The sequence below is a fragment of the Flavobacterium galactosidilyticum genome (assembly GCF_020911945.1).
GTDB classification, from domain to species: Bacteria; Bacteroidota; Bacteroidia; order Flavobacteriales; family Flavobacteriaceae; genus Flavobacterium; species Flavobacterium galactosidilyticum.
Genome location: NZ_CP087135.1, coordinates 18,783 through 37,489 on the forward strand (window position 1 = coordinate 18,783; position 18,707 = coordinate 37,489).

Annotated in this window: 12 protein-coding genes; 9 read left to right on the plus strand and 3 right to left on the minus strand. The window is 33.0% G+C overall.

What is annotated here, in order from left to right:
* Window positions 1–8: 8 nt before the first annotated feature.
* Window positions 9–1,538 (minus strand): glutamine-hydrolyzing GMP synthase, encoded by a 1,530-nt coding sequence (gene guaA, locus LNP27_RS00090; RefSeq protein WP_229942514.1) that lies wholly within the window; start codon window positions 1,536–1,538, stop codon window positions 9–11.
* A gap of 800 nt (window positions 1,539–2,338) precedes the next feature.
* The gene (locus tag LNP27_RS00095) at window positions 2,339–3,007 is read right to left on the minus strand and encodes a hypothetical protein (protein ID WP_229942515.1); all 669 of its coding nucleotides are present in this window, start codon (window positions 3,005–3,007) and stop codon (window positions 2,339–2,341) included.
* A gap of 285 nt (window positions 3,008–3,292) precedes the next feature.
* Here LNP27_RS00095 and LNP27_RS00100 point away from each other — a divergent pair, with 285 nt between their 5' ends.
* From LNP27_RS00100 to LNP27_RS00130, 7 genes are all read left to right on the plus strand, one after another.
* Window positions 3,293–3,703 (plus strand): RidA family protein, encoded by a 411-nt coding sequence (locus tag LNP27_RS00100; protein WP_229942516.1) that lies wholly within the window; start codon window positions 3,293–3,295, stop codon window positions 3,701–3,703.
* 33 nt (window positions 3,704–3,736) lie between these two features.
* The gene (locus LNP27_RS00105; protein WP_229942517.1) at window positions 3,737–4,993 is read left to right on the plus strand and encodes a voltage-gated chloride channel family protein; all 1,257 of its coding nucleotides are present in this window, start codon (window positions 3,737–3,739) and stop codon (window positions 4,991–4,993) included.
* Window positions 4,994–5,053: 60 nt separating this feature from the next.
* Entirely contained in the window at window positions 5,054–6,058 is a 1,005-nt protein-coding gene (locus LNP27_RS00110) for a DHH family phosphoesterase (RefSeq protein ID WP_229942518.1), read from the plus strand.
* Window positions 6,059–6,063: 5 nt separating this feature from the next.
* Window positions 6,064–6,720, plus strand: a complete 657-nt coding sequence (gldI, locus tag LNP27_RS00115; protein WP_229942519.1) for a gliding motility-associated peptidyl-prolyl isomerase GldI — start codon at window positions 6,064–6,066, stop codon at window positions 6,718–6,720.
* 10 nt (window positions 6,721–6,730) lie between these two features.
* A complete protein-coding gene (locus tag LNP27_RS00120; protein ID WP_229942520.1) occupies window positions 6,731–7,846 on the plus strand; it encodes a peptidylprolyl isomerase in 1,116 nt (371 codons plus the stop codon).
* 44 nt (window positions 7,847–7,890) lie between these two features.
* On the plus strand, window positions 7,891–9,165 hold the full coding sequence (locus LNP27_RS00125; protein ID WP_229942521.1) for a peptidylprolyl isomerase: 1,275 nt from the start codon (window positions 7,891–7,893) through the stop codon (window positions 9,163–9,165).
* A gap of 459 nt (window positions 9,166–9,624) precedes the next feature.
* Window positions 9,625–12,129, plus strand: coding sequence for a beta-N-acetylglucosaminidase domain-containing protein (locus tag LNP27_RS00130; protein WP_229942522.1), 2,505 nt, complete (start codon window positions 9,625–9,627; stop codon window positions 12,127–12,129).
* A gap of 211 nt (window positions 12,130–12,340) precedes the next feature.
* Here the strand turns inward: LNP27_RS00130 and LNP27_RS00135 are convergent, their stop codons facing one another.
* Window positions 12,341–12,784, minus strand: a complete 444-nt coding sequence (locus LNP27_RS00135; RefSeq protein WP_229942523.1) for a hypothetical protein — start codon at window positions 12,782–12,784, stop codon at window positions 12,341–12,343.
* 560 nt (window positions 12,785–13,344) lie between these two features.
* Between LNP27_RS00135 and LNP27_RS00140 the strand changes: the two genes are divergently transcribed.
* Window positions 13,345–15,498 (plus strand): PAS domain S-box protein, encoded by a 2,154-nt coding sequence (locus LNP27_RS00140; RefSeq protein ID WP_229942524.1) that lies wholly within the window; start codon window positions 13,345–13,347, stop codon window positions 15,496–15,498.
* A gap of 317 nt (window positions 15,499–15,815) precedes the next feature.
* Complete coding sequence (locus LNP27_RS00145; RefSeq protein ID WP_229942525.1) at window positions 15,816–18,644, plus strand: M16 family metallopeptidase; 2,829 nt, start codon at window positions 15,816–15,818, stop codon at window positions 18,642–18,644.
* Window positions 18,645–18,707: the final 63 nt, after the last annotated feature.

Below are 18,707 nucleotides of genomic sequence, written 5' to 3' on the forward strand. Positions count from 1 at the left end.
AATCTAAATTATTCCCATTCAATCGTTGCAGGTGGTTTAGAACTAATATCGTAAACGACTCTATTAACTCCTCTTACTTTATTGATAATATCATTTGATACTTTCATCAAGAAATCATACGGTAAGTGAACCCAGTCTGCAGTCATACCATCAGTAGACTCTACTGCGCGAAGTGCTACTACTTTTTCATAAGTACGCTCATCACCCATTACACCTACACTATTTACAGGAAGAAGGATTGCTCCAGCTTGCCATACTTTGTCGTATAAACCCCAAGATTTTAATCCATCAATAAATACAGCATCTACATCTTGTAGAATTTGTACTTTTTCTGGTGTGATATCTCCTAAAATTCTAATTGACAATCCTGGTCCTGGAAAAGGATGTCTTCCCAATAATTCTGGATCAATTCCTAATGAAGCTCCTACTCTACGTACTTCATCTTTGAAAAGCATACGCAATGGTTCTACAATTTTCAATTTCATATAATCAGGCAAGCCTCCTACATTATGATGTGATTTTATAGTTGCTGATGGACCTTTAACAGAAACCGACTCGATAACATCAGGATATATAGTTCCTTGCGCTAACCATTTTACATCTTCAATAAGGTGTGATTCATCATCAAAAACTTCGATAAATACACGTCCTATAATTTTACGCTTTGTTTCTGGATCACTTACACCTGCTAATTCAGATAGGAAACGATCACCAGCATCTACACCTTTTACGTTTAATCCCATTCCTTTGTATTGATCTAATACATTTTGGAATTCATTTTTACGAAGTAAACCGTTATTTACAAAAATACAGTAAAGATTTTTACCAATAGCTTGGTGCAATAAAACAGCCGCTACGGTAGAATCTACTCCGCCTGAAAGCCCAAGAACTACTTTGTCATCTTTTACTTTCTCTTTTAATTCCGCTACCATTTCTTCAACAAAAGCATTTGGAGTGAAATTTTGAGGCACTTCTGCTATTTTAACTAAAAAGTTTTCTAACATTTTAGATCCATCAGTAGAGTGAAAAACTTCAGGATGGTACTGAATCGCGTATGTTGTCTCGCCTTCAATCTTGTAAGCAGCAAATTCTACATCATGTGTACTTGCAAGTTTTACTCCATTTGTAGGCAATGCTTTAACGCTATCGCTATGGCTCATCCAAACTTGGCTATTCTCAGAAACGCCTTCAAAGAAAACTTCGTCTTCTTTAATAAAGGACAAATTAGCTCTACCATATTCTCTCGTATTCGAAGACGCAACTTCGCCACCACTAAAATGAGCTAAGTATTGTGCTCCGTAACATACGGCAAGCATGGGTAGTTTACCTCTAATTTGTGATAAATCAGGATGTGGCGCATCTTCTGCTCTAACAGAAAAAGGACTACCTCCTAAAATTACCGCTTTGTAAGAGGATAAATCAGTTGGAAAATTATTGTATGGGAAAATTTCGCAGAATATATTTAATTCGCGAACTCTACGCGCAATAAGCTGTGTATATTGCGATCCGAAGTCTAAAATAAGTACGTTGTGTTGCATGCGCAAAAATACTTTTTATATTTTGAATTGTAAAATTGAATTTTGAAAATCTTCAATTTATTTTTTTCAAGCGTCGGTTTACATTTTATTTTTAAATCACTAAAACATTAATTAAAAACAAAAAGAGTTTTAATTTCGTAAATAATCAAAGCACTAATCAACTAAAAACAATTAAAAATCACATTAAAAACAAAAGCAATTATCCTGATTACATTCCTATAGCTATCGCTATTTTCTTGCAATGTGATCGATAAACTACTCACTTTCAATATTAGCAATCAAACTTCATTTTAAATTTCTACAGGATTTCCACTTAATCGTGCTACAGAAATAATAACGCCAGACGTAACAACAAATTAGAGCTCAGAATTTAAAAACAATAACACAAAATCTGATTTAGTAAAAGACATTAAATTGAAAGAATTAAAACTTACAATCACTAATCCTAGCGACAAAACTTTTACTTTTTTTTAAAAAATCGATCCATTTATATATTTCGACTGATGGAACAGATGAAATTGAATTAGCCTACTCTAATAATATAAATGCTGCATCAAACTCAATAGAACTTACTTGTAAGTCACAAGAATTAGACAAATACATTAAAGCGCCTAGCTACAAAATACGACCGAAAGCAGTTATCAAAGAAACAATAACTAAAGATGTTACTGTAAAATGCGACATGAAATTTAAAGTTATTGCAGATCCTTTTTAAAAACGAAATTCACCTAACGTAACCTTCATCATGATACTAACTCAGCAATCTGTTTTTTTTTATATAAATATTTATGAACTGACAATTACTCTTTTACTAAGATAATAGTGGCTTTAAAACCAGTACCTAAATTCCACTGACTAGCTGAAATTAAACCGCCTTTATCATCATAAACCTTAAATTCAGCAGTATTAGGACCTGAAGTTCCCTGATTCAATGCTTCAAAATCAATTTTATTAAATCCTTTCTCTAATACAATTTCAAAACCTTTAAAATCGCTATCCAAGTTCACTTGATATTGTATCACTTTATCGTTCAAATACACTCTTATTTGATCGCCATCAACATACGCTGCATCACGATACATCACTTTTGCAGTAGTCGAACCCGTTTGAAAATTACCTAAGTTTTGATTTTTTCGGTAAACAACTCCCTCTTGTTTATCTTCTTTTTTATTCCATTTGTCTTTATAAACATCTCCAGGATTAATAAACTCGTTTTTTGGAGTCATCGAAAAATTAGTAGCAGGTGCAATAGTACCCGTAGGTTTTGGATTTGGATTAAATATCTCTGGATTTTTAAAAACGTTTGGCGTTGTTATAGGAGGTATATCTAATTTTGGCGGAGTTGCTTTTTTGATTTTTGGCGTGTTGCTTTTAGGCGGAATTGCTTTAAACTTAGAGTTGAATTCACTCTGAGCATATCCACTTAAAGACATTGTAAATGTAATCATTAACAATAAAATCCTTTTCATAACTTTCTTAATTAATTTAATCGGTTTTTGTGCAATTTTAAAAATAAAAAATCATTCCTAGTTAATCAAAAAACAGGCTGTAATTTAACTTTCATTTATAACTTCTAATAATCGCTTTTATTACATTTTTCCATCAAAAACTGGTAGGCTTGAAGCTCGTGAAAATTCAGCTTTTTAATTAAAATTCAGTATTTTTATTTATCATTTTTTGCTAAATTGCAAAAAATATACCAAAAACCTAAAGAGCTTGTATTATTTAAAAAATCCGCAAAAAAACCACAAAAAATGAAAAGAGAAAACATACTAACAGGATCTCCATGGGAAGATAAAATGGGTTACTGTCGCGCAGTACGAATAGGAAATATAATCGAAGTATCAGGAACGGTAGCAATAATTGACGGCGAAAAAGTAAAAGCTAACGACGCTTATAATCAAACACTTAATATATTAGAACGCGTAGAAAAAGTACTAGAAGAACTAAATGTAAGTATGGAAGATGTGATTCGCACGAGAATATTCACTTCTGATGTTTCCTTGTTTGAAGAAGTGGCTACAGCTCACGCAAAATTTTTTAAAGACATAAAACCAACAACAGGTTTTTATGGAATAAACCAATTAGTAGCACCTGAATATTTAGTAGAGATAGAATTTACTGCTATTGCTTCTGAAAAACCATTAATTCAAAAAGGATTATAATACTTTTGTAAAAAAAACACTTGCATCCATCTAATGAATCTAGTAATTACTAAAGAAAACATACCTGCCGCGCTGAAATGGATTTTAATTTGTGCACTGACAGGTGTTTTTTCTGGAACAGCTTCTGCATTTTTTTTAGTATCGCTTGAATGGGCAACAAATTATAGAGAAAGTAACAATTGGATAATTTGGCTATTGCCAATAGGTGGTCTGGTGATAGGATTGAGCTATCATTATTGGGGAAAATCAGTAGTAAAAGGCAATAACTTATTACTGGAAGAATACGAAAATCCTCAAAATATAATCCCATTAAAAATGGCTCCTTTAGTGCTATTTGGCACGCTAATCACTCATCTTTTTGGAGGTTCGGCTGGGCGCGAAGGAACAGCTGTACAAATGGGAGGTGCAATTTCTGCACAGTTTACACGATTTTTTAAGCTCGATAATTCTGATAGAAAAACAATTGTGATTCTAGGCATTAGTGCAGGTTTTGCTTCTATTTTTGGAACACCATTAGCAGGAGCTTTATTCGCTTTAGAGCTAGTTTATTTTAGTAAAATCAGTTTCAGAAGTATTCCTTTATCTTTCTTAACCGCATACATCGCTTATTATACGGTCGAGATTTGGAACGTGAAACATACCCATTATAGCATACCATTAGTTCCAGAAATGAGTTTAACTATTTTACTTTGGATATTCATAGTAAGTATATTATTTGGTTTAGCAGCCATGTTGTTTTCAAGAAGTACACACTTATGGGGTACTTTATTTTCTAAAACTATAGTCTATCCTCCACTCCGACCGTTTGTTGGAGGAATTATTTTGGCAACAGCCTTCTTTTTTATTGGGACAGAAAAGTACGCAGGCTTAGGAGTTCCCGTAATCGTTGATGCTTTCTCAACCTCTGCTGCTCCTTATGATTTTTTGATGAAAATCTTATTTACAGGTTTTACATTAGGAGCAGGTTTCAAAGGTGGTGAAGTAACTCCTTTATTTTTCGTGGGTGCAACTTTAGGCAGCGCGCTATCAATTGTAGTTCCATTACCAATAGCGCTGCTAGCAGGAATGGGATTTGTTGCGGTTTTCTCCGGTGCAACCCACACACCTATAGCTTGCACAGTCATGGGAATGGAACTTTTCGGCCTGGAAAGTGGGATGTTTATTGGGTTAACTTGCATTATTGCTTATTTCTTTTCTGGCTCCGTAGGTATATATAAAGATCAAATTGTAAAAGGAGCAAAATATCATTTGTACGAAAAATTTAAACGAAAAGGAACTGACCTTTTATAATAGGTGAAAATCATGTTAATGATTTCAACATTAGCGTAAAAAAATGTATTTTCGCACTCTATGAAAATACAAGACATTCAAGAAGTTCAGTTGTTATTATCAACTCCTAAAAAGATTGCCATAATCCCACACCGAGGTCCTGATGGAGACGCTATGGGCTCAACATTAGCATTATATCATTTTTTATTAAAAAACAATCACGAAGCAGTTGTCGTTTCCCCAAATGAATTTCCCGACTTTCTAGCTTGGATGCCGGGATCAGAAACCGTTAAAATATTCGAAAAAGACAAGCAGAACTGTACTAAAATTCTTGACGAAGCTGAACTTATTTTCACATTAGATTTTAATGCTTTGCATCGTACGGGTGAAATGGAACATGTTTTAGCTAAGCTAAAAGCGCCATTTATCATGATTGATCATCATCAAAAACCTGATGATTACGCTACCGTAACCTACTCGGATACCACTTTTGGTTCTACTTGCGAAATGATTTATAACTTCGTCTCTTTCCTTGGAAAAAAAGATCAAATTGATAAAACAGTTGGTACTTGTATATATACAGGAATTTTAACCGACTCTGGTTCTTTTAGATTCCCAAAGACAACTGGAAATACGCATAGAATTGTTGCCGAATTAATTGACTTAGGTGTCGAAAACACCGAGATTCCGACCTTGCTTTTTGACAACAGTGGTTTCGAACGCTTACAACTTTTAGGCAGAGCATTGCAAAATATGAAAGTAATTGCAGAGCATAAAACCGCTTACACCACATTGACTCAAGACGAATTAAATTCTTTTAATTATGTAAAAGGAGATACGGAAGGAATTGTAAATTACGGTTTACAGATAAAAGGGATTAATTTTGCTGCCATTTTCATCGAAAATAAAGATGAGAAAATCATTAAGATTTCTTTCCGTTCCCAAGGTGATTTTGATGTAAATCAATTTGCAAGAGATCATTTTAATGGTGGAGGACATCGCAATGCGGCTGGAGGAAAATCAGAAGAAACGATGGAAGAAACGATTAAAAAATTCGAAAATTTAGTTACGAAAATTAGCATCTAAATAGTATGAAAAACGCAAAGCTACTCACAATTATAGCTCTTCTATTCATTATAGCGTCAAGCTGTAAGCAATCTCAAGATGCTAGAAGACCTATTTCACAAGCTTCGGGAAGCTTCATGAAAAAATCGATTATTCGAAATAAGAAACTGGTTGCTACGGAAGAAAGCTTAATTAAAGATCTAATGAAAAGCAATCCATCTGTAAAGTACATCGCTTCAACAAAAGGATATTGGTATTCCTATAATGTGCAAAATAAACTAGACACCCTGACTCCAAAAAAAGGAGATGTAGCGTTTTTTGATTATGAAATAAAAGATTTAAAAGGAAACATAATCTACTCTGAATTAGAACTTAGACCTCAGATTTATTATGTAGACAAGCAAAATATTATGATGGGATTAAGAGATGGCATCAAATTGATGCATAAAAATGAAGAAGTGAATTTTTTGTTTCCATCAAATATGGCCTATGGATATCATGGAGATAATAAAAAAATTGGAGTGAATGAACCACTAATATGCAGGGTCACTCTTCGTGATTTCAAATCAGAAGCTATTTATAAAAAAGAAGTTCAAATAAAATTAAAACCAGTTCCTAGCGCTCCCGCTACTGTTGTTCAAGAGAAACTAATTGAAAAAAAACCTAACGATACTATCAAATAATAAATTACAAATGAAAAAAAACATCCTATTCGCATTCCTTATAATTGCTTCCTTTTACTCTTGTAAAGACGATCATAGCAATCTTCCTGATGGTCTATATGCCAAAATTGAAACTAATAAAGGAGAAATAATTGTACAATTAGATTTTGAAAAAGCACCTATAACTGTAGCCAACTTTGTGACGCTTGCCGAAGGTAAAAATGAATTTGTAACGAATGAAAATTTAAAAAACAAACCTTTTTTTGATGGTTTAAAATTCCACAGAGTTATCAAGGACTTCATGATTCAAACTGGAGATCCACTAGGGACAGGTTCTGGAGATACTGGTTACAAATTTAAAGATGAATTTTCTGATTTAAAATTTGATGACGGTGGTGTTTTGGCTATGGCCAATAATGGACCTGCTACAAATAGTAGTCAATTTTTCATCACGCACCTTGCAACGCCTTGGCTAGATGGAAAACACACAATCTTTGGTCATGTGGTTGAAAAAGGAATGGATATAGTAAATAAAATTGAACAAGAAGATTATATCACTAAAATCACAATTATCAGAAATGGTGAAGCTGTTAAAAAATTTAACGCAGCAAAATTATTCCATGATTATTTTTCAGTAGAATCGGAAAACCAAATTAAAAATGCGGCTATTGAGGCTGAGAATAAAAAGGTTTATGATGAAAAATACAAAACAGTTCGTGATGAAAAAATCGCTTATTTTGCAGATTTAAAAGCAAAATCAGTAAAAACTCCTTCTGGTTTACAATATGCAATAACTAAAAAAAGTGGTGGTAAAAAACCAGCTAGTGGTTCTACTCTTGCTATTCATTACGCTGGTTTCTTAGAAGATGGAGAATTATTTGATACTAGTATCGAAAGTGTTGCTAAAACCTACGGACGATATGATGAAAACAGAGCGGCTCAAAATGGATACCAACCTATTCCTTTTCAAGCTGGTAAAAAAGATGGCATGATTCCCGGTTTCATTGAAGGATTAGAGAAACTATCACTTGGAGATAAAGCAGTGATTTTTATTCCATCGCGTTTAGGATATGGAGCGGCTGGTGCTGGAGGCGTAATACCACCCAATGCCAATATCATTTTCGAAATCGAATTATTAGATCAATAGGCTTTATCACTTTTTAAAAAAGTACAACATTAATTATTTGTAAAATGAAATTTAAGATTCTATTTTTATTGTTTCTAGGAATGGCAAGTGTACATTCTCAAACTATCAAGAAATCTACTACTGCTAAAAAACCCACTACTACCGTTAAAGCAGCCATAAAGAAACCTGTAAAACCAGCTGTAAAAGCTCCCGTTGTAATCGAAGGAATTTTTGCAACCATCTCTACAAATAAAGGAGATATTACCATACAATTAGAGTATAAAAAAGCACCAGTTACTGTAGCTAACTTTATCGCTCTAGCGGAAGGTACTAACACATTTGTAACTGACGAGAAATTAAAAGCGAAACCATTTTATGATGGTTTAAAATTTCACCGTGTGATTAAAGATTTCATGATTCAAGGAGGAGACCCATCTGGAACTGGATCTAGCGGACCTGGATATTCATTTAAAGATGAATTTACAGATTTGAAGCACAACAAAGCTGGAATTCTATCCATGGCTAATTCAGGACCAGCAACTAATGGAAGTCAATTTTTCATTACCCATAAAGAAACGCCTTGGTTAGACGGGAAACACACTGTTTTTGGTCACGTAACAGAGGGAATGAATGTGGTCAAATCTATTGGTCAAAACGATGTAATTACAAAGATTACCATTATTAGAAAAGGTCCTTTAGCTCAAAAATTTGACGCTCCAAAAGTGTTTGCTGATTATTTCAATAATAGATCAGAGGATCAAAAGAAACAGGACCTCCTTGCTGCCGAGAACCGAAAAAAGCAAGAGCAAATAATGGCAGAGCATAGAGCAAAACAAGAGGCTCTAAAAGCAGAAGCTAAGAAAGTCTATCTTGAAAAATATGGCCCTGCAGTAAATGCAAAAGCAGCTTATTTTGCAACTTCAAAAGCAACTTCAACCACTACTCCATCTGGTTTAGCATACAAAATTGTTAAGCAAGGAAATGGCGTAAAACCTATTAACGGATCCACTATCTTTTTTCACTATGCAGGTTATTTTGAAGATGGGAATTTATTTGACAGCAGTTATGAAGACGTTTCTAAAGAATTTGGGAAATATGACGCTAATAGAGCTGCGCAAAACGGTTACCAAGCTTTTCCTTTTGAAGCAGGTAAAAAAACCGGAATGATTCCTGGATTTATCGAAGCACTTTCTTTAATGTCTTATGGAGACAAAGTTGTAGCATTTCTTCCGGCTAATTTAGCGTACGGTCAAAATGGTGCAGGTGATGTTATCCCTCCTAATTCAACCCTAGTTTTCGAATTGGAAATGTTTGAAAAACAACCCAACGCAAAACAATAAAATAATTCCTGAATTACTAAATTATAAAACCCGTCAGATTTCAAAATCTGACGGGTTTTATTTTTTTTAAAATAGTTTCTGTTTTTATTTAAACTGACTATTATTTTCAAAGTCTAAAAGATAAATTACAAGAACATTTTATCTCTGTATAACTTTGTTTGCTTAACTACATACATGACCTTATTATTATAAACCAAGAGCTACTTGCCGTTTAAAATTACATGATTCTAAAGAAACAGAAAGTTGATTTTAAAACTTACATATCTTAACTGGTAAAAAAAGAACATTAATTTCTTCTCAAGAATTAGCTGGCGTAATCAAAAAAAAAAAAAACATTTTACTATCAAAAGCATTTTATTTTATAATGTAAATCCTCTACTTTTACGTTTGGCAAAATTTGAACTGGCTACAACTAAAAAAAATATTCGCCTATTTTATTACCAAAATAAACTTTAAAAAATGAACCAAAAGCTTTACCTATTAATTGCATTATTCGCATTTATCACTAATTCTACAACGGCACAAAACAACAATGCCATCTTCCCTAGTCCACAAAAAATAAACTACAGTGAAGGAAAAACTAGTTCTGATACACCTTATTTATTGCAAGGTAATTTCAAACTCCAACCAAATAGTTTAGTCGTTTTGAACGAGCTATTCAATACCAAAAGTGCCAACAAAGCATTGCCAATAATCATAACTTCATTAAAAAGTACAGATAAAAACCTAAATGTTTCTGGAGCTTATACCTTAAAAGTAACGCCACAATCAATACAAATTAGCGTTTCAGATCATAGAGGCGCTTTTTATGCACTTCAAACATTAAAACAATTAAAAAAAGACAACAATTTCCCTTTAGTTGACATCACTGACTATCCAGTTGTTTTATCTCGTGGTTCTGTTGAAGGTTTTTACGGAAACCCATGGAGCCATCAAGATCGGATTTCACAATTCAAATTTTACGGTAGTTTAAAACTAAACACATATATATATGGTCCAAAAGATGATCCTTACCATTCATCACCAAATTGGAGAAAGCCATATCCGGAAAAAGATGCAAATCAAATTAAGGAACTAGTAAAAGAAGCAAAAAATAATGAAATAGATTTTACTTGGGCAATTCATCCTGGTTTAGATATAAAATGGAATAAGACAGATAGTTTAGCCATTTTAAACAAATTTGAATTAATGTACGATCTAGGAGTACGTTCGTTCGCAGTTTTCTTTGATGATATTTCCGGTGAAGGTACAAAAGCTGAAAAACAAGCGCAACTATTAAATTATTTACAAAGTCAATTCGTTGAAAAGAAAAAAGATGTTTTGCCTTTGATTATGTGCCCTACAGAATACAATAAATCATGGTCTAACCCAAAACCCGATACGTATTTAGATATTTTAGGTGATAAATTACATCCTTCTATTCACGTAATGTGGACCGGAGATAGAGTAATTGATGATGTAAGCGCCTCTGATCTTGACTGGATCAACAAGCGAATCAAACGTAAAGCGTACATCTGGTGGAACTTTCCGGTGAGTGATTACGTGCGCGATCACTTATTGATGGGTGCCGCTTATGGATTAGACACAACTATAAAAAATGATTTATCTGGATTTGTTTCAAACCCAATGGAACGCGCTGAAGCTTCTAAAGTAGCTTTGTTTAGCGTTGCATTATACTCTTGGAATCTTATAAGTTATGAACCAATGTCTGCTTGGCATGAGGCTGCAAAATATGTTATGCCCGAAGCGACTGCGGCATTCCAATTATTCAACGAGCATAATAGCGACTTAGGTCCAAACGGACATGGATACAGAAGAGTAGAATCAGTAATTATAAAACCAACAATTGATTCCTTTTTGGCAGCTTATAAAAACGGAAATTATTCAACGGAATTAGCTTCAAAAATCAAAACAGAATTTGAAAATATCATTCCAGTTTCTGAAGAAATACGCAGCAAATCTCAAAATAAAAACTTAATAACTGAGATTGAGCCTTGGCTAATTCAATTTAACTTATTAGGAAAGGTAGGTGTCGAAACAATGTCGTTTCTTGAAGCAAGACAAGCAGGAAATAAAGCATTGGCTTGGGACAGCTATTTAAAAATGGAAGCACTTTTAGAAAACATTCAATTAGTAGATAAAAAGTATAACCAAAACCCTTACCAACCAGGTGTCAAAACAGGATCTTTAGTTTTGATGCCTTTTGTCAAAACTATTTTTGATCAGGCACAGAATTATTTCATACCTACTACTGGAAAAATCGAAAAAAACAGCACTACGGCCTTAGTTAGCAATACTGAAAAATTAAAAAATCAGCCTTTACAATTAAATAATACAAGCATCGCAATATCGCCTATTTTAGAGGTTATTAACTTGAATCCGCAAGAATATTTAGGAATTCACATCGATAAAAGCTTAAAGGCAAAAGAATTCTATTTCAATTTAGAATCAAATACTTTGCTTGAAAATAGCACTTTTGAAACTTCAATAGACGGAATTAGTTGGGACGTTTTAAAAGTGGAACAGAAAAAAGGAAAAGGAAACACTAAAGCTTTAGCTGATGACATAAAATACATCCGTTTCAAAAATAATGCTACTACGATTAAGAGTTTTTTCTTAAAAGAATTTAAAATAATGGTGGAGGCAGAAAATAAAAACACCGATCAAGCTATTTATTTTCAGGATTATTCGATTGCAACGTACTTAGAGCTGAAGGATAAGGAAAGTGCAAATATAGCTATCACTTTAAACAAGCAAACTAAAACGGTAAGTGTACTCGTAAATAATAGCAATAAAGCTTTTGAAATTTTCCAAATCAACAAACGTGGTAAGAAAACACCATTGTATAAAGGTGCAGAAAACTTTATTGTAATTCCAGCTAAACAATTAAAAAAAGCGACGAATTTAGAAGTAAACACAAATGGCAATAAAGATTTTAAAATCTATGAAGTAATACAAAACTAATGCTAATACTTGCTACTAAATAGCTACTATTTCGAACCATTAAGAACATGAAGTGGATTTATAATTTAACTTTATGTAATTGATGTTTCTAGTTAAATTTGATTATTGAGTTATGTTTATTATTGCACCTAATCTAATAAGCGTTTTATTATTTCAACAAAAAAACCCGATAGTATAGAAGCTATCGGGTTTCGTTTTTTATAATGTAAAATTACTTTTTAGCTGGGAATTTCCAGTCAAATTCGTCTTTTTGATTGATAATTGCACCTATTTCAAATTTGACCACCTCATCAAATTCAGTTTGAAAAATAATCCAATTCTCCTCATTAAAGTAATTTTCAAACGTATCAAACTCTTCCTGAGTAAATTTTGTTATTCCTTTTACAACTAAATCCTTCTTAACATCGCTAATTTTTCTGTTAAGAATTTTGTTCCCAAAAAGTTCTAAATCTGGACTAGAAGCTACAATATAACCCAGTTTAAAATCTTCTTCTACATAAAAAGTCAAACGCATTTTTAACTTATTGTAAGCAAAAATTACATTTTCATCTTCATCCTTGTAATTTCTATCCGGCTTACCGTATATCGCCGTTACATCATTTTGCTTCATTCCGAAAATGACTTTATCAATTCCGTTTTTTGGATTTATTTTCATAAATATTTATTTATTTTACTGCTCTTCAGCACTTTATTTACACTTGCAAAAGGTCAAAAAATTTGCTTAATTGACATTCTTTTAATTAAGGGCAAAGTTCGCAAAGTTTTTTCAAAACGCACTACTTTTTACTTTTTAAATAAAAGATAAACCATCGATAATGAATCCAAAAAAGTAGAATATTTGGGCGTAACCCTATTGAAACCCCTGGGTACTTCCGGAGGTTTCAATAGGGTCGGGCTATGCGTTGCAATCCTCGCCCAAAAGCGTGGGATTTCCACTGCCATCCCTTACGCAAACTAGTTTAATTTCCTAAAGAAACGACGTACCAGAAACAAAAAATCACATTCTTATTTACTAATCATATTTTTAAACTAAAAGACATTTATTATCCTCTAACATCGACTCAAACAATACAAAATAAGACCTCAAAACTGCAACAATGATAAAAAAAATCCTTGCTAATTCAATATAATTAACTAACTTCCATATACTTAAAATCTAACTTCTACAACAATACTATTGAGGTTAAAACTTTCTAATTTTAATACTACACGAACATGAATATTACTTTAGAGAAAAAAATTGTTACTGGATTTATTATTAACTTATTAGTCGTTTTTGCTATAGCATGGATTTTTATATTACGAACTAGTAAACAAAGAGACGAATCACTAGACGGTTTATTAAACTGGATAGAGATTTCATTACTAATACTTTCTATTATTTTATTAACCATCGTTTACATTATCATTCGTACACAACTTAAGGCAAAAAACATTTCCCAAAACTTACTGCTAGAAAACAAACAGTTGCTTCAATCAATAATTGACAATACCTCAAGCCCAATATTTATAAAAAAAATAAATGGCGAATATCTATTAATCAACAAGCAATTTGAATCTCTATTTAAGCTTTCAAACGACGAAATAATAGGTAAAACAGATCATGATTTTTTACCCGCTACAACCGCTGACACTTATCGTAACTCCGATATAGAAGTAGTTAAAAAATTAAGAGAACTTAAATCAGAAGAAACAGTACAGCAAGCTGACGGCTTACATACTTATATTGCAGTTAAGTTCCCTATTTACGATTCTGAAAAAAGGATCAATGCTATTGGTGGAATTTTCACAGATATAACCGACAGAAAAAGACTTGAGGAATCTAGCAATGCAGCAGATAAATTTTTTACCTTATCACTAGACATGATGATCATTTCATCAATGGAAAAATTCATAAAAGTTAATCCAGCGGTAAGTATTATTTTAGGGTACTCAGAGGAAGAACTATTAAGCAAAAATTTTCTAGAATTCACCTATCCTGATGACATCGAAATCACAAAAAAAGAAGTAGCTAAACTCAAATCGGGAATTTCCTCAATACGATTTGAAAACAGATATATTTGTAAAGATAGAAGCTTAAAATGGCTAGTTTGGTCTGTCTTCCCAGATGTAAAAACTGGAGTCCTATATGCAGTTGCAAGCGATATAACAACTAAAAAAGAAGTGGAGCATGCACTGACTATATCTAACACCTTTTTCAATATTTCGTACGATATGTTTGTGGTTATAAAAGACCTGAAATTTGTAAAAGTAAATCCAGCTTTTAATAGGATACTTGGTTATGGTCAAAACGAAATAATAAACAAAAACATTATAGAATTTGTACATCCTGAGGATTCCAAAATAGTTGAAGAGAGCTTTAAAAAACTACATAGTAACAACTCTGTTGTTAATTATAGAGTAAGAGAGCGCATGAAAAACGGCTCTTACAAATGGCTTGAATGGACTGGAACAATTGATATTCAAACCGGAATAATAAATGCAGTTGCTAGAGATGTTTCAGAATTGATTGAAAATGAAGAGTCTCTAAAAATATCGAACATGTTCTTCAATATGGCTTTTAATATTTTTACAGTGGCCAAAGACGGTCATTTTATCAAAATCAATCCAGCGTTTACCAAAACTCTTGGTTACACGCAAGAAGACATGTATGGTTTAAAATTAATGGACTTAATTCATCCTGAAGACACACAAAAAGCAAGAGATATTCGTGGACAATATCATAAAGGCGAAGCAGTTATAAATTTTAGAAACCGATTTTTGTGTAAAGACGGTTCTTACAAATGGTTAGAATGGAATAGCAACATGGACGTAGAAAACAACACTTATTACTCCGTTGGCAGAGATGTTACTGAGCTCGTTCAGCTAGAAAGCGAACAACAAGAGGCAATAACCACTTTGTATGAGAACGAAGAAAAATTGCGACTAATTGTTGACAATATAAGCGAGGGAATTATCGTTGCAGATACCGGTAAAAAAATTATCATGGCTAATGATATGGCAAACTCAATTTTCGGTATCAATGAAGATGACGAAATATCAGCTGACTTAAGCAATCATTTCGAATTGTATTTCCCTGATGAAAGAACTGTTTTCCCATCACAGAATTTACCATTAGAACGAGCGCTAAACGGAGAAGTGACGGAAGATATTGAAGTGGTGTTGTGGAGTCCCGCGGCTAAAGAAAAAAGGAGAGTTCTTATTAGTGGCAGACCATTAGTTGATCAAAACAATAAGGTTGCCGCTGCCGTTGTTACTATCAAGGACATCAGCAAATACAAACAAATGGAGCAAGAATTAAAAGAATCAGAAACCAAATACCGAAAATTAATTGGTTTTAGAAAAGGGGATAATGAAGTAAAACCTTAGACTTTAAACAAAATACGATCTGTATCTTAAAGTGTGTAATTTCAATAGAACTTGGGTTAGAGAATTTCTTTACTTGTAAAACTCAGACTAACAGACAGTAAGACAAGCAGAATAATCCTTTTGTTATAACATTCTGTTTGTTCTCATGGCAAAATAGCAGCAACAAATACTTCAAATTCCATATTCCATTATCAATTCTATTCGCTTTCTCCGCGTCACGATTTGATGGATTTATTATTATTTTTTCATACTTTAGTTCTCTGAAATATTTCAAACATTTATTTCAAAAAGATAACGCAGTTCATAAATTTTAAAAGATGAAATCACTCCACGCCTTCCTATTCTGTTTCTTAGTTTTTAGTTCCATTTCTAGTTACTCTCAAAAAGAGAAACCAAAAGAATTCAAAGTAGAATTCGAAAAATTCACTTTAAAAAACGGATTGCAAGTCATATTACATGTCGATAAATCAGATCCTGTTGTTGCAGTGGCATTGACAAGTCACGTGGGATCTGCGAGAGAAAACGTAGGCAGAACTGGATTTGCGCATTTATTTGAACATTTACTTTTCTTAGAATCAGAAAATTTAGGAAAAGGAGGATTAGATAAAATGAGTGCCCGAATTGGTGGCGAAGGAGCAAATGGCTCTACTAGTAGAGACCGTACTAATTACTATCAAACCGTTCCTAAGGATGCATTAGAAAAAATGATTTGGGCAGAAGCTGATAAATTAGGATATTTCATCAACACCGTAACTGAGCCTGTTTTAGCTAAAGAAAAACAAGTCGTTAAAAACGAAAAAAGGCAGAGTTATGATAACAAACCTTACGGTCACACTTTTTCTGTAATTTCTAGCAATTTATATCCTAGCACACATCCTTACAATTGGGATGTGATCGGTTCACTTGAAGATTTACAAAATGCAACACTTGAAGATGTCAAAAATTTCTACAAGCGCTGGTATGTTCCTAATAATGTAACCTTGACAATTGCTGGAGATTTTGATGTAAATCAAACTAAAAAATGGGTTGAAAAATATTTTGGAGAGATAGAACGTGGAGAAGCAATCCCTAAAATGGAAAAGCAATCTGTAACCTTAACGGAAACTAAAAAATTATACTATGAAGATAATTTTGCTCGTTTACCACAACTTACCCTAACGTGGCCATCCGTTTATGAATATCATCCTGATAGTTATGCTCTTGAAGTTTTAGCTAGTTATCTTTCTAAAGGTAAAAAAGCACCTTTATACAAAACCTTAGTCGAGGATAAAGAACTTACTGATGAAGTTGATGTTTTTCAATACAATTCAGAATTAGCAGGTCAATTTATGTTAAGTGTTACTGCTTTTGATAAAAAGAATCTAGACGACGTAATGACTGGAGTGAATGAAGCTTTCAAGAACTTTGAAGCACAAGGGATTTCACAACAAGATTTAAAACGAATTAAAGCGGGACAAGAAACCGCATTTTACACAAAACTATCAAGTGTACTAGGAAAAGGATTTGAATTAGCACAGTACGAAATTTTTGCAGGAGACCCAAATTATATTGAGCAAGATGTAAAGAATATTCTTGCGGTAACTACAGCTGATGTTATGCGTGTGTATCAAAAATACGTGAAAGGAAAACATTTTGTAGCTACTAGTTTTGTCCCAAAAGGAGAGGCTGCATTAGCATTAAAAGGTTCTACATTAGCAAAAGTTGTAGAAGAAAAAATTGTTGAAGGCAAAGAAGATGTGTTTGATCCCAATGTTACCGCTACCTACGAAAAAACACCTTCTACTTTTGATAGAAGCATTGAGCCTGCTTACGGAGAAAGTCCTGATGTTAAATTACCTTCCGTATGGAAAAACAAATTGACTTCTGGGCTCAATCTTATAGGAATTGAAAATCATGAAGTACCACTTGTTCAATTTTTATTACAAATAAAAGGCGGAATGCTACTAGAGAATACTACTAAAATAGGAGTTTCAAACATGCTAGCTGAATTGATGACTAAAGGAACAAAAAACAAAACTCCAGAACAATTAGAAAATGCAATTGAAAGCCTTGGAGCTACTATCAAAGCGTATTCAACGGATGAGGGAATTTTTATTTCTGGAAATTCATTAGCTAAAAATTACAAAGCGACAATTGCTCTAGTGGAAGAAATAATTCTTCAACCTCGTTGGGATTTGAAAGAATTTGATTTAATCAAACAAAGTACTTTAAGCCAAATTCAACAACAAAAAGCGGATCCGAATAGCATTGCTAGAAATGAATTTAAGAAATTAATTTATGGAAAGGAATCTATTTTGTCATACAACCGCAGCGGCGATGAAAACTCAGTAAAAAACATCACTATTGATGATTTGAAAAAATATTACACCAGTAATTTTTCTCCATCAGTTTCGATTTTTCAAATTGTAGGTGCTGTTTCAAAAAACGAAGTAACTAATTCATTAATAGCATTAAATAAAAACTGGAATGCTCAAAAAGTGAGTTTCCCAGCAGTTAAAGTTAATAACACAGTTGCTGCATCAAAAATTTATTTTTACGATGTTCCAGGTGCAAAACAATCAGTAATTAGAATAGGTTATCCAGCTCTCGCAACCACTGATACTGATTATTATCCAGCAATGATTATGAATTATCGTTTAGGTGGTGGTGGATTTGCTTCACAACTTACCCAACAATTGCGTGAAGGAAAAGGATATACGTATGGAATTAATTCTTCTTTCTCTGGTTCAACTAACAAAGGGCCATTCACTATTGGTAGCGGCGTTCGCTCTAATATAACTTTTGAATCTGTTAGTTTGATAAAAGAAATTCTAGAGAATTATGGCAAAAACTTTAATGAGAATGATCTTGAAGTTACTAAAGGTTATTTAATCAAAAGTAATGCAAGAGCATTTGAAACGTTGTCTGCTAAACTAGGAATGCTGAACGAAATTAGCAATTACAACTATGCTGATTCGTATGCAAAGCAGCGCGAAGACATTGTAAAAAACAGTACAACAACCGAGATAAAAAGACTTTCAGAAAAGTATTTGAATCCAGATAAAATGATTTATTTAATAGTAGGAGATGCAGAGACGCAATTGAAAAAATTAGAGCAAATAGGATTTGGAAAACCTATCCTTTTAAATGAATCAGCGGTGAAATAAACGCTGTTTCAAAATAAGATTTTCTAATTAAAATTACAAGTGATAATTAGCCCATATTGAAGT

Excerpts from the sequence above, each read along its gene's own strand:
- guaA (WP_229942514.1), bottom strand. The coding sequence starts at position 1,538 with ATGCAACACAACGTACTTATTTTAGACTTCGGATCGCAATATACACAG.
- LNP27_RS00095 (WP_229942515.1), bottom strand. The coding sequence starts at position 3,007 with ATGAAAAGGATTTTATTGTTAATGATTACATTTACAATGTCTTTAAGT.
- LNP27_RS00100 (WP_229942516.1), top strand. The coding sequence starts at position 3,293 with ATGAAAAGAGAAAACATACTAACAGGATCTCCATGGGAAGATAAAATG.
- LNP27_RS00105 (WP_229942517.1), top strand. The coding sequence starts at position 3,737 with ATGAATCTAGTAATTACTAAAGAAAACATACCTGCCGCGCTGAAATGG.
- LNP27_RS00110 (WP_229942518.1), top strand. The coding sequence starts at position 5,054 with ATGAAAATACAAGACATTCAAGAAGTTCAGTTGTTATTATCAACTCCT.
- gldI (WP_229942519.1), top strand. The coding sequence starts at position 6,064 with ATGAAAAACGCAAAGCTACTCACAATTATAGCTCTTCTATTCATTATA.
- LNP27_RS00120 (WP_229942520.1), top strand. The coding sequence starts at position 6,731 with ATGAAAAAAAACATCCTATTCGCATTCCTTATAATTGCTTCCTTTTAC.
- LNP27_RS00125 (WP_229942521.1), top strand. The coding sequence starts at position 7,891 with ATGAAATTTAAGATTCTATTTTTATTGTTTCTAGGAATGGCAAGTGTA.
- LNP27_RS00130 (WP_229942522.1), top strand. The coding sequence starts at position 9,625 with ATGAACCAAAAGCTTTACCTATTAATTGCATTATTCGCATTTATCACT.
- LNP27_RS00135 (WP_229942523.1), bottom strand. The coding sequence starts at position 12,784 with ATGAAAATAAATCCAAAAAACGGAATTGATAAAGTCATTTTCGGAATG.
- LNP27_RS00140 (WP_229942524.1), top strand. The coding sequence starts at position 13,345 with ATGAATATTACTTTAGAGAAAAAAATTGTTACTGGATTTATTATTAAC.
- LNP27_RS00145 (WP_229942525.1), top strand. The coding sequence starts at position 15,816 with ATGAAATCACTCCACGCCTTCCTATTCTGTTTCTTAGTTTTTAGTTCC.